Below are 11,798 nucleotides of genomic sequence, written 5' to 3' on the forward strand. Positions count from 1 at the left end.
TTTTCTCCAAAATAAACACAATTTTCCCTTCTGATCCCAAATCTGACTTTGGTCGCACAAACTTGAGCTTTTCAAATTAAATCGAACGGAAGAAAGCATAATAAAACCCCGCTTTCCGAGAAAAGCGGGGTTAGTCAGCAATCTGAGCTGAATTCATTATGAATTCAGCTTTGTCTTATAAAAATTTTACTATTGTACGCTTAATTCATGCGCGGTTTCAGCGTACAGCCTAAGCTTTCAGCGATATACTCAAGCGGCTTGGTCTCATTTGTTGTTTTGAGGATGTCCATCAGGGTGACTGCTCCGAGCTTCGCGTTGTTGTCAAAAGGGTTTATTTCCCGCAAAAGGGTGGAGTAGGGCTTGCCGATGGACTGGGCAACCTCTTTGGCGGGTTTATTTCCTTCAAGTACAATATCCTGGGTCACTTTGGTGATTGTTTCGTAGCTCATTTTTTAGTCCTCCTTCTTGCGTGGGTTTTGCAAGTAAAACCTCACTTCCTTCAATTTCATTATGTGGCCGAGAGGACTATCTGTAAACGGGCTAAAGCCTGTATCTTGGTCATGCAGGACTGTATTTGAGGGTAGGGTTTTTGTGGTGGGGGAGGGTTTTTAGGGTAGGGTTGATCTGTTTTTGGGGTTATAGATAAAATTCATGTAACGTATTAATTATACATACGTTTCTGTTAGTATATTGCTAGGGCTCTTACCGGTGAACCGTCTGCATTTTCATATTTAAGCGGTAGGCATGAGAATAGAAAGCAGTCAGCAGGAAGCAGGTGCAGCTCAGTGAGGTTTTCGATGGCGATGGTATCCTGTTCCAGCAGAATGCTGTGGACTTCGTAATTACCTGATTCCGCGGAATCTATGGAAATTACATCCACGCCGACTCCCTTGAGATCAAAATCGGTCAGCCAGCGCGCAGCTTCCGGGGTCAGGGCCGGATAGTGCTTGAAATATTTATCGGTGCCCCAGTTTTTGTACCATCCGCTATTGAGGATGACGAAATCACTTTCGCTGATCTCTGATTCATAGGCTGCGAGATCGTCAATGCTGATGTGCGGGTCTGCGGAATTCCTGTGGGTGCAGTCGATGCATACTCCGGGGCCGACAAAGCGGTCCGTCTCCATCCGGTCAAGGGTTGTGCCGTCTTTTATCATGTGGGCAGGGGCGTCAATATGGGTGCCGATATGGGAAAAGAGTGTGAGGCGGTGCTCTTGGAATCCATGTACTTCATGGCTGAAGACTTCCTCAATGCGCGGAGTTTCCGTGCCCGGGAATACGGGCATGCCGTCTTTGATAGTGTGGGTGAGGTCGATGGTTTTCATATTTTTAGTCCCACCAGATATTGTTGCATTTGGTGCAGCCAAGGCGGGTGCTCAGGACAAATGGAATTCCCAGCAACAGGATTGCAATTATGTATGATGTTTTAGGCCATTTCAACCGAACAGCAACTTCATTTCCGCATTTTGGACAGGTGGCCCGACACACAGACGGGTGTTTCTGTTGTGGTTTGACGCTGCGGATGATCGCAACTGCACGTTCCGCGTCTTCTGTATAAACCCGCAGCCCTATTCCACCTATGGCATGGGCAAGGTATGGTTTGTGAGTGGTTATGTTCTCATCATCAACAAAGGAAGTAATCCCTTCTGATTTCAATTTCTGCTGCAGCAGTCGAACGTCCCATGCGACAGTGCTTTTATAAATGGTAGTGAATGTGGGGGAGTCCATTATTTAATATTGAAATATTGTTTAATTGTTAAAGTTGAGCTATATAGCACCCTGATTAATTTGGAATGCTTTCAATCGTGGGGTATCAAAAAATGAGACATTTGGCGATCTGTTTCCTTGCAGTCTTTTTTGCTGTTGCCACTCCCTTTGCCCATACCGGGGCTGCGGAAACTCTTCGTGTTATGGTCCACAGCGGTTCTTTTCCTCCTTATTATTTTGCGGAAGGTGATTCAAGGACCGGCATTGTCAAAGATGTGTTCAACGCATTCGCCAAGGAGACCGGGGATACCATTGAGTATGTGCGTTGCCCCTTCAATCGGTCTCAGCGTAAATTTGATGAAGGCGAAATAGATATAGAACCTATGTCTAATCCTGTTTGGCGTAAATCTTCCAAGGTTCTGGGGGTATACAGCAAGCCCTTTGCTGTTTCTGATTCTATTGTCCTGTTTGATGCGCAGGCCGCGGTTCCGCTTGACTCCCCTGATGAATTAATAGGTAAGACCATCGGTGGGGTCCGGGGTTATTATTACCCGGTATTCAGTCCTTATTTTAAGGACGGACGGGTGAAGCTCCATATACTTGAAAATGAAAATAAATTGATTCAACTCCTGCTGGCCGGGCGTCTGGATCAGGCTTTGATGAATAAAGATTTTGCTCTCTTTCAGATCAAGGACCAGAAGCTGGGTGACAGGTTTGTGGTGAGCAGACCATACGATTCCCTTGATATGATGATTCGCTTTCATCCCCATAAAAAGGGAGCTGTGCCGCGTTTCAACAGGGCAATTGATAAATTGCTGAAAGATGGCACTATTGAAAAAATTTATGACCGGTATCGCTAGTGCTTGTGATACCGGTCTTTTTTCGTTTGTTTAAATAAATATTTCCGGTTCTTTTCTGGCGTTGAATAGGCTGTTCAAACGATGGGCTGCGTCCTGTACCGGACCGGGTTTGATTGAGCGGGCATTTGCCGGGCATTTCTTAATGCATGCGCAGCAGGAGATGCATTTTACAATGTCAATGGAGCTGCTTTTTTCCGTGCTGATGGCATTGGCCGGGCATATTTCTGCACAGAGTCCGCATTGCGTGCATTTTTCATCCACACTGATAAAATCCACATCCCATAATTTCGTGAGCCCTCCGTAAGGTCTGTTGCCGGGAAATTCTACCTGCTGTTTTTCAAGGTTGTCGGAAAGCTGTTCAAGTTTTGCTTTGATCTGGCAGCCGAAATCGTATGCCTGTTTTAAATCCTGTGCGTCGGGGCGGGCATGTGCTGTGGGCAGTTCCGGGCTTGAAAATGAATGTTCCCCGATAAAAGCTGCACCGGCAACGGGAATCCCTCCCCGTTTTTTTACTGCGGCACCCAGTTCAAGAAGGGCATCCTCATAGGCGCGGTTGCCGTAGACCACAACACAGACTACCGGAGTGCGCTCAAGCCGGAGTTGATTCAAGCCGTCCAGTATGGCCGGAATCCTGCCCATATATACGGGGACGGCCAGTATGAGCAGCTCTTTTGCTGAACTGCACAGTGTTTCTGTTCTGGCTTGCGGGCTGGTTAAGTCCAGTGTCTCAGGTGATTCTGGGGTCATTCCTCTGGCTATTTCATGTATTACTTTTGCGGTTGTGCCTGTGGGCGAAAAATATGCAAGCTTAAGGTTTTCCATTTTTATTCACTCCTTGTTTTTTTTATTACGTTACGTAACGTAATGAAACTTGTCAAATCCATCGAGACGTGGCACAAGAGGTTAAAGATTACGGAGGTTTTTCGATGGCGAAGGCAAAAGCAGGCCGTCCCAGAAGTGAGCAGGCGCGGGAGTTGATCCTCGGTGCAACCCATGAGCTTCTACGTGAAAACAGTGGGGCGGGATTGAATATTGAGGCTATTGCCAGGCGGGCCGGAGTAGGTAAACCGACCATCTACCGCTGGTGGCCGTCACTTGCTGATGTGGTACTGGAAGCGTTGCTTCAGCAGGCTGGAGAGCAAATTACGGTTCCGGAATATGATACCTTCGGTGAAACTCTGCGCGGCTTTTTAAGTGTTTCCATGCAGGCTATTGAGCATGGCGCGGGAATCCATCTGCGTTTTCTGATGGCTCAGGCTCAGAAGGATGATGAGTTCCGCCAACGCTTTGAAAGTAATTTTGTTACTGAACGTCGCACTGTTTTGCGTTCGATTTTCCTTCGGGCGCAGGAAAATGGGCAAATCCCTGCCGGCAGGAATCCGGACATTCTTGTGGATATGGTCTTCGGTGCCATGTGGTACCGCCTTCTGGTCGGTCACGCACCCATGGACGATCAGTTTGCCGCAGAACTTACCGAAGTGGTTATGGCGGCTCTTGGGTAGCTTGATCTGCTATTGTTCGGCTGCTGCCAGCTTCAGCCCCAGCGATGCAAAGATAAGTGCAAAAGATTTCTGCATGCGGCGAATAATTTTGGGGGAAGCCAGTACATAGGCACGCACTTTTGTGGCGCAAAGGCCGTAAAAAATGAATACAACAAAGGTCATAAGCATAAAAATCGCGCTTAAAAGCATCATATGCAGAGTGGGGGAGCTGGCTTCCTGCGGTACGAAAATGGGCAGAAAGGCAAGAAAGAAAATTGATAATTTGGGGTTGAGAATATTAATGAGAAAACCCCGTTTCGCAATCTGCTGCAGCGGAATTGTTTTGTCGTTTCCGGGATTGCTGAAGCTTAAGCCGCCTGTATCACGCCAGGTCAACCATGCCAGATAGAGCAGGTAGGCCGCCCCGGTATATTTCATCAGCTGGAATGTGAGTGCGCTCATATGCAGGATGGCGGACAGACCCAGAACCGATGCTGTCAGATGAGGGAGAATTCCGGCAGTACATCCTGCCGCAGCGGCAAGGCTGGCTTTTTTGCCCAGAAAAAGTCCATTGGAAACTGTGTAGATTACCCCGGTGCCCGGTATGAGTACCACCACCAGTGCTGTAATCAGGAACTCGTAGCTGATCATGTTTTCCTCCGCATGGGTTTAGAGGCAACATAATCATGGAATCATGTATGGCAAGTCCGGGTCAGTTGAGACTGTTGCTGCTTACGATCTTGTTTCTCCCGTTATTCTTGGCAGTGTACAGGGCCTGATCAGCCAGTTTGTAAAGTTTAGATTTTCCCATTGGCTGTTCTTGATTTGAAAAACAGGTGCACCCGATGCTGACCGTGAAGCTGATTTCTAAGTCATTGCAGAGCAGGGGGCGGTGTTCCAGTGTACTGCGGATGCGTTCCCCGATTCTCATGGCGATCTGCTCATCAGCTCCCAGTAACAGAATGGCAAATTCTTCCCCGCCGATCCGGGCCAGCATATCCGTGCTGCGCAGGCATTCGCGGCAGATGTCCGCAAAATGTTTGAGGGACATATCGCCTATGTGGTGTCCCCAGCTGTCGTTGATTCTTTTAAAGTAATCCAAATCCATGAGCAGCATGGCAAACGGGTCTGCGTCGCTGTGTTGATTGAGCATTTGTGAAAGTTTGTTTTCAAAGGCCAGTCTGTTGGCAGTTTCCGTCAGGGTGTCCTGCATGGCTTGATCCCGCAGTACAGCCTCTTTTTTCTTACGGTCATCTATGTCAATGGCAATACCGGACATTTTCTGGGGGCGACCCTGAATATCAAAAGAAAGACTGCCGAGAATCTCCACCCATATATATGAGCCGTCCTTACGGGCGATGCGCAGTTCATGACGCAAGGTTCCTTTCGGAGAGTCCAGATAATTGCGCATCTCGCTGGCAAATCTTTCCCGGTCGTCCGGGTGCAGGTACTCGCTGAATTTGCGTTGGCTTGTATGAAGGGCCGGCGGTGTGCTGTTTCCGGGGTACAAAATTTCAGTGCTGCACCAGAAGTGCCCCTTTTTGATGTCCCAGTTCCACGAGCTTGATTCAGTGATGCCCTGCAAAATAGAGAACTGTTTTGACTGGGTGGAGAGCCGGTCACGGATAACGGCGTTGGCCACAAGACAGGAGGCCGTTCTGAGGATTGCTATTTCCGAGTCATCCCATTCCCGCACACAATCATTGTCATCAAAACCGAGGGTGCCCCACCATTCTCCTTCAACCATGATGGGAATGCTGAGCATGGACAGGATGCCTTGCTGTTCCAGAATATCTTTCAGCCAGCACTTCCTGAGTTCCGGGACAATAATATTCTGCCATTCCCCTTTTGCCCTGCTTTTGATGACATGACGGTATTCTTCCATTCCCGGGTTGTTCAGCTCACTCCGGAACATGTGGAAGATTTCAGCCCCCAGCTGTTCGTGGTCATCGTCAGGAACCCATTCAAATGGATAGTCCTGAATAACGTAATCATCGCCGAGTTCTATGGTTTGAAAAATCCAGACCCGGGTGACTCCGGTAATACGTCCCAGAGCGGCCATAAGGTCGAAAACACCCTCCGGCCAGCCTTTGCCGGATGTGATTTCTTCGGCACTGCGGGATATGGCGGCCAGCAGTCGGTCGCGTACAGTCAGTCCGCCTTCAATTGCTGCGGAAGTTTTACCGATTCTGAGGGTCATGTAAATTTAGTAACAGATCAGTTTTTTGATGGGAAGAATGGCTGGCTTATTTAATGCGGTTTAATTTCTCAGCCTCTTTTATGTCTTATCGCTTCGATCCTTATTTGGAAAATTCACTTATCCCGGTCATCACGAACTGGACGCCCATGGCAATAATCAGGACTCCCATGTAGCTTGAAATCATCTTTCGTGTTCCGCTCTTTTCTTTTTGTCCTTTTGAAAATCTGGCGGTAAATAAAAGTGCCGCAGCCAGAACAGCCAGTGCTATGACTACTCCCGCAATGGCGGTTATGGGCAGGGTGTGGCTGCCGTGCGCAGCCGAGATAGTTATCACTGCGGTGATGGTTCCGGGGCTTGCGGCAAAAAGGATCAGCGGGGAAAGTGAAGTTTCACTGGGTTGCGCGGTTCCATTGCCGGTGGAATCGTTTTGTCCCGGAGTAAGCATGTTTGCCCCGATCCATGCGAGGATGCCCCCGCCTGCACAGGAGAAGGCCGCCATGGATATGCCGAAGTTTTTGAGTATTGCCATTCCGAACAGGGCGGAAGCAAAGAGTACTGCACCGATTGCTGTAAGTGCTTTAAGTGCTTCTTTTATTTTTTGCTCGGCAGGGATATTCTGTACACAGTCGCTGAATATTGCGACGCAGACCAGCGGGTTGACCAGAGCGAGGATGGTTATAACTGCTTGGATGTATTCTTTCATGGTTCTTAACTCTTACAAGGATTTGATCATTACAACAATACCTCGGCTGTACCGGACAGGCGTTAAATGCGAATGTTCCTCGGTAAATCTTGCGAGAGTACGGTGCCTATTTCACAAATTTTTCCATCCAGCTGATAAATTTATCTGCTTGAAGATCTAAGGAAAAAGTGGTTGTGGCATGTTCTCTGAAGTCCTGTTTCATTTGTAGCAGCTCCTCATCAGAAAGATCTAGCAGGTCGGCCAGAGCCTGTTCGAACCCTTTAGCATTGCTTTCGGGGTCTATCAGTAAATGCTTAAGCTTGTCCGGCCATATTTCTGTCGGTCCGCCTGTATTGCGGGCTACTGAAACAAGTCCGTTAGCCATTGCTTCTTCCAGTGCAATGCCCAAAGGCTCGCAAAAGGTCGGGAGTACAAAGATATCCGCCATGTTCAATTTGGATTGAACGTCAGTTACAAAGCCTGTCCACTCGACCTGTCCATCCAAATCTAAATTAGTGCATAATTCTTTAAGTCGCTTCTCTTCACCGCCGGTACCGACAATAATACATTTAAACTGGTAATTGCGTTTTTTTAATGCTGCCAGTGCTACCAGCAACTGATCGTGTCCTTTGCTTTCAATCAGCTGACTTGTGGCAATAATGGTGCGCGGAGTGTTGACAGTTGAAGGCGGGACCTGATTTATACGTGTGCCGGGATGTATCGCCTTAAAGTTGTATCTTTTATATAAAGGAACGGATTCAAGTAGGTAGGAGCGAACAAATTCACTGCAGCAGAGGAGGTTAGCGTTGAGAAAAAGCTGCATTGTATTTGTCTTGAAGCTGTTTACTACATCTCGTGGAGCTCCCAGACGGTGGACTACGGGTATTCCCAGTAACCTGGCTGCCACACCGGCTGTTCTCAGGCCTTTTGAAATATTGCATATTACAACATCAATGTCGTGCTTCTTCATGAATTTAATAAAGAAGTAAATTGATTTTGGATTAAAATCCGGGCCGAAAGTGTGTGCGGATCCCAATACCCCCAGTTGCTCAGCTTTCTCTGTAAATGGCCCAGGTCTCCCTATGATCCATGTATTATGTCCTTTTTCTGCCAGTTTGGTTGACATATCAATACACCACGTTTTTACTCCGCCCCATTTGCGTGTGGAATTTACAAAGAGAATATTCATTATAGTGATTGTCCCGTTTTTTATTTAAATATGAAAAGATAACTTTTTTTTGGGTTTACATTTCTGAAATCCGTCATGTGGGGTCATTCCTATTCGATCATCATGATATGGTCAAATGCGACGGTAGTCGTTTGATAAGATAATTGGAAATGAGGCAAAAGGGGGGCAGGAATGAGCCGACCCTTTCACAGATTCAAGCCCCCCGGCAGGGCCGCCGGGGGCATCCTACAAATATTCTCCCGGCTTCTTACACATGGCATCAAATTTACTGAAAAACTCTCCGAAGTGCTTGCCGTCCATGAATTCGTGACGCGCTTCAATGGATATGGACATAATTTTTCTGCCGGATTCATTCTCTGTGATATTTCCGAACAGGATTCGCGGGGCGGTGTCGGCTGAGTCTCCCCATGGATTGCTGGCGGAAGTGAATTCTACTCCGCTTACTATGCTGAAATAGAACAGGTTCTGCTTGTCTCCTCCCGCCGGGGTGAGGGTCGGGTTTGCGTCTGCTGCATCACGGGCAGCTTCGATGTTGGCGGCGGTATCACAGAAATCGTTTCCAAGACGGCAGAGGCAGTTGGCGTGCAGATTGCGCCCTTTGGGGATATAAGTGAATGCCGGGTGGATTACGTCAAATATTACGGGCTTGCCGTCTATCCTGCGGGTACGGAATTCCGGGATTTCGTTGGCCGCACGGGTGGCCAGATAATAGAGCATGGATGAGAAACGGATTTTTACGGAGCAGCCGATCTGATCCTTGCGGTAGGCGCAAAGCTCGGTCACATCCTGCTGCACGGTGAAGCCGTACTGGCTGTTCTGCATGTGGCCGAAAAAGTTATAATGTTCGGCCCGTTCCCATGTTTCCAGATCCAGTAATTCCATTTTACTTTCGGTTTGAAGGGCATTGTCAGTTATATTCATTGATTGTCTCATTATATTAGAAATTGTTGGTTTGCGTGGTCGGGAAAGCTATAACTAATCAATGGTCGGTCCGTAAACCTCTCATTTTCTATTTGAAAAAATAGCAATCAAGCATTGTCACAGCATGCTGAAATGACATACATATTCTGTATGTCGAAACTAGCTTACACAGTTGAACCCGTGCTGGATCTGGATTGCGTTGCTGATGTGCGCATCCACGTAGGCGGCAAGAAGTGGCACCTCTGGGGTCGCAAAGGCGCGGAACGCGAGCGCGGTCTTGCAGAATCCGTTGCCCCCGGAAAACTGCCAGTTCTGCTGGGTGCGGGGCTTGGCGTGTGCATTGAAGAGTTGCTCAAATCCGGCCCTGTTGCTGTGCTGGATAATGATTCGCCCATTGCCGGGGCTTCCGGAGCTGATAAGTTCCGCGACCATCCGCAGGTTTTGTGGCTGGGCGGTGATCCGGCAGAGGTGCTGGAACGGGTCCGGCAGTGGCGGAAGGATAATGGCGGAGGACCGCTGGAGCTGGTGAAAATACCATTGTATCTGCGGCTTGACCGGGAATGGTATTCCGCCATCGGCAATACCATTGAAGATGAGCAGGATTCAGCAGCTGTGGATTTTTGGGCCGAGGTTGCTTATCCGAAATTCCGCAGTAAAAAGCCGAGGGTGCTGTTTTTTCACCGCCCGTATTTTTTGACCGGGGAGATTGCTGCCGCGCTGGAGCGGCTGGATATTGAATTCCGTAATGTGGATATCGGTATGGGGGATACTGTACGTGATGGTTTTGTGGAAGACCTGTTGCGTACGGCGGTTGAGTTCAAGCCGGATTTCGCGCTGACCGTGAACCATTTCGGCGTGGACCGGGAAGGGAAGCTTACTGATCTGTTGCTTAAGCTTAAATTACCGCTGGCATCGTGGTTTGTGGATAATCCGCACCTGATTCTTTACCGTTACGCTGATGTCCTGCCTGATCTGACCGCCATATTTACCTATGATGCCGGGAATCTGGAAATCATGCGCCGTAAGGGGTTTGAGAACGTTTTTTACCTGCCGCTGGCGACAGATGTGGAGCGGTTTAAGCCGGGGCTTCCGGGGCGAGACGAATGGCGGGCGGAAGTTTCATTTCTCGGTAATTCCATGGTCAATGCGGTGGATAAATATTTTGAGCTTAGCGAGCTTGATGCTGATTTTAAAAAACGTGTGCCGGAACTGGCAGTGAGATTCGGTGAAAGTGCAGAGCTTTCCGTGGAAGATTTTTTGCGCAATACTCATCCTGAGTTGCTCGAAAAAATGGAAAATTTCGCCACGGATGAACACAGGCTCTCTTTTGAAGCTCTGCTCACATGGGAGGCCACCCGGAGTTACCGTCTTTCCTGTGTTCAGCAATTGCTGCCTTTTGCGCCGCTTGTTGTGGGTGATGAGGGCTGGCATAAGCTGCTGGGCAAAGGGGATTGGCGGTATCTGGCCTATCTGGATTACTACAATGATCTGCCCGGTTTCTATCCCATGTCCAAGATCGGGTTCAACTGCACCAGCAGGCAGATGAAGGGCGCGGTTAACCAGCGTGTTTTCGATGTTCCGGCCTGCGGAGGGTTTGTGCTTACCGATCATCGTGAACAGATGGAAGATCTCTTTGAACCGGATAAAGAGATTGTTTCGTATAATGATATTTCCGAGATAGCTCCGTTGCTTGAAAAATGGCTGGCTGATGATGCCGGGCGGGCTGAAGTTACCGCTGCCGCGCGCAAAAGGATTTTGGCTGAACATACCTACGAACACAGGGTTTCCGCATTACTGGAGAAAATGGCCCAGACATTCGGGTAGATAGTAGAGATCGTTAATCTCTTTCGTTGTTGTATGGCGGATTCTTTGCTAGGCTGCATTGTAAACCATATAAAGGAGCGGGATATGAAAAATATTTTTATGGCAGCATTGTTGTGTGCCGGGTTGTTGGTTTTTGCCGGATGCGGTTCCAAACATCACACCATTACCAAGACAGACGGTTCCACTGCAGTCAGCATTGGTGCACCGGAGTTTGATAAGGATTCCAACACTTATACTTATGAGAATGTTGACGGTGAAGATGTTACAATCAAACGTGAAGATGTGCAGCAGATTGAAGAGAATAAGAAGTAGCTTCAGTAATTTTTAAATAAGAAAGCCGGAATCTCCTGTCAGGTGGGATTCCGGCTTTTGTTTTTATGGGATGAAGCAATTTATTCCATGGTGCTGGAAAGTTTTTCAAAGTACGGGCGTACAACTTTCACATCTTCCGCAGGGGCTTTCATCATGGCCTTAGCGGTTTTAAGAGATGAAAGCATGTGTTCTTTCATCATTTTTTTCTGTTCCGGGCTGAGGTTGGGGTCGGCTTCCATCTGGGCGATGGCTGCTTCCAGTTCTCCCATGCCTGCATCTGCATCTTCTTCCATGGCGATGGATGCAAAGGCTTTGACAACGCGTCCGGCTGTTTCGGGCCATGTTTTGTAGGTGAAGCCGTTAGCTTCGATGATCCGCTGGGCCTGCGGGGTGTAACCGTAAAGCATGGCGAATTCCTTATGCAGCATTTCTGGATCAAGCGGATCTGCGTCACTTTCACCTGATTCTTCCATATCTTCTTCCATCTGTTCCATGATGGGGTCCAGCTGTTCCAGTGTTTTAACAACTCTTTCAACCTGATCCCCAGTCAAGGGAGATGCAGCATTGGCTGTGAATGCGAAAAGGAAAGTCAGTGTGATAAGGACCAGTATTTTTTTAAGCAT

General features: G+C 48.3%; 14 protein-coding genes. 4 read left to right on the plus strand and 10 right to left on the minus strand.

The features are described from left to right. Nucleotides 1-200 precede the first annotated feature (200 nt). The 3 genes from FMR86_RS19050 to FMR86_RS19060 all read right to left on the minus strand — a co-directional run bounded on the left by FMR86_RS19050 (nt 201) and on the right by FMR86_RS19060 (nt 1,727). Nucleotides 201-449 (minus strand): phage regulatory CII family protein, encoded by a 249-nt coding sequence (locus tag FMR86_RS19050; protein WP_163352996.1) that lies wholly within the window; start codon nt 447-449, stop codon nt 201-203. Between the two features lie 233 nt (nt 450-682). Beyond that, the gene (locus tag FMR86_RS19055) at nt 683-1,324 is read right to left on the minus strand and encodes a cyclase family protein (RefSeq protein WP_163352997.1); all 642 of its coding nucleotides are present in this window, start codon (nt 1,322-1,324) and stop codon (nt 683-685) included. Between the two features lie 4 nt (nt 1,325-1,328). Continuing rightward, entirely contained in the window at nt 1,329-1,727 is a 399-nt protein-coding gene (locus tag FMR86_RS19060; protein WP_163352998.1) for a DUF2007 domain-containing protein, read from the minus strand. Between the two features lie 92 nt (nt 1,728-1,819). Between FMR86_RS19060 and FMR86_RS19065 the strand changes: the two genes are divergently transcribed. Further along, on the plus strand, nt 1,820-2,566 hold the full coding sequence (locus FMR86_RS19065; protein ID WP_163352999.1) for an ABC transporter substrate-binding protein: 747 nt from the start codon (nt 1,820-1,822) through the stop codon (nt 2,564-2,566). A gap of 30 nt (nt 2,567-2,596) precedes the next feature. Here the strand turns inward: FMR86_RS19065 and FMR86_RS19070 are convergent, their stop codons facing one another. Then, nucleotides 2,597-3,388: an EFR1 family ferrodoxin gene (locus tag FMR86_RS19070; protein WP_203545022.1), complete on the minus strand. Its 792-nt coding sequence runs from the start codon at nt 3,386-3,388 to the stop codon at nt 2,597-2,599. Nucleotides 3,389-3,492: 104 nt separating this feature from the next. On the opposite strand from FMR86_RS19070, the gene FMR86_RS19075 reads away from it, so the two are divergent. Next, nucleotides 3,493-4,068, plus strand: coding sequence for a TetR/AcrR family transcriptional regulator (locus FMR86_RS19075; RefSeq protein WP_163353000.1), 576 nt, complete (start codon nt 3,493-3,495; stop codon nt 4,066-4,068). A 9-nt stretch (nt 4,069-4,077) separates the two neighbouring features. On the opposite strand, the gene FMR86_RS19080 is transcribed toward FMR86_RS19075, so the two are convergent. The 5 genes from FMR86_RS19080 to FMR86_RS19100 form a co-directional block, all read right to left on the minus strand. Next, nucleotides 4,078-4,698, minus strand: coding sequence for a LysE family translocator (locus FMR86_RS19080; RefSeq protein ID WP_163353001.1), 621 nt, complete (start codon nt 4,696-4,698; stop codon nt 4,078-4,080). 61 nt (nt 4,699-4,759) lie between these two features. Then, a complete protein-coding gene (locus tag FMR86_RS19085) occupies nt 4,760-6,247 on the minus strand; it encodes a diguanylate cyclase (protein ID WP_163353002.1) in 1,488 nt (495 codons plus the stop codon). A gap of 100 nt (nt 6,248-6,347) precedes the next feature. Beyond that, a complete protein-coding gene (locus tag FMR86_RS19090) occupies nt 6,348-6,950 on the minus strand; it encodes a MarC family protein (RefSeq protein WP_163353003.1) in 603 nt (200 codons plus the stop codon). A 106-nt stretch (nt 6,951-7,056) separates the two neighbouring features. Next, nucleotides 7,057-8,118, minus strand: coding sequence for a glycosyltransferase (locus FMR86_RS19095; protein ID WP_275406953.1), 1,062 nt, complete (start codon nt 8,116-8,118; stop codon nt 7,057-7,059). 225 nt (nt 8,119-8,343) lie between these two features. Continuing rightward, nucleotides 8,344-9,039: a CatA-like O-acetyltransferase gene (locus FMR86_RS19100; protein ID WP_203545024.1), complete on the minus strand. Its 696-nt coding sequence runs from the start codon at nt 9,037-9,039 to the stop codon at nt 8,344-8,346. 150 nt (nt 9,040-9,189) lie between these two features. Here FMR86_RS19100 and FMR86_RS19105 point away from each other — a divergent pair, with 150 nt between their 5' ends. Both FMR86_RS19105 and FMR86_RS19110 read left to right on the plus strand, forming a co-directional pair. Continuing rightward, the gene (locus FMR86_RS19105) at nt 9,190-10,863 is read left to right on the plus strand and encodes a glycosyltransferase (RefSeq protein WP_239057299.1); all 1,674 of its coding nucleotides are present in this window, start codon (nt 9,190-9,192) and stop codon (nt 10,861-10,863) included. 84 nt (nt 10,864-10,947) lie between these two features. Beyond that, nucleotides 10,948-11,175, plus strand: coding sequence for a YgdI/YgdR family lipoprotein (locus FMR86_RS19110; RefSeq protein ID WP_163353006.1), 228 nt, complete (start codon nt 10,948-10,950; stop codon nt 11,173-11,175). Between the two features lie 80 nt (nt 11,176-11,255). Here FMR86_RS19110 and FMR86_RS19115 read toward each other — a convergent pair whose 3' ends face one another. Next, on the minus strand, nt 11,256-11,798 hold the full coding sequence (locus FMR86_RS19115; RefSeq protein WP_163353007.1) for a hypothetical protein: 543 nt from the start codon (nt 11,796-11,798) through the stop codon (nt 11,256-11,258).

The organism is Desulfovibrio sp. JC010 (genome assembly GCF_010470675.1).
In the GTDB taxonomy this organism is placed as follows: Bacteria; Desulfobacterota; Desulfovibrionia; order Desulfovibrionales; family Desulfovibrionaceae; genus Maridesulfovibrio.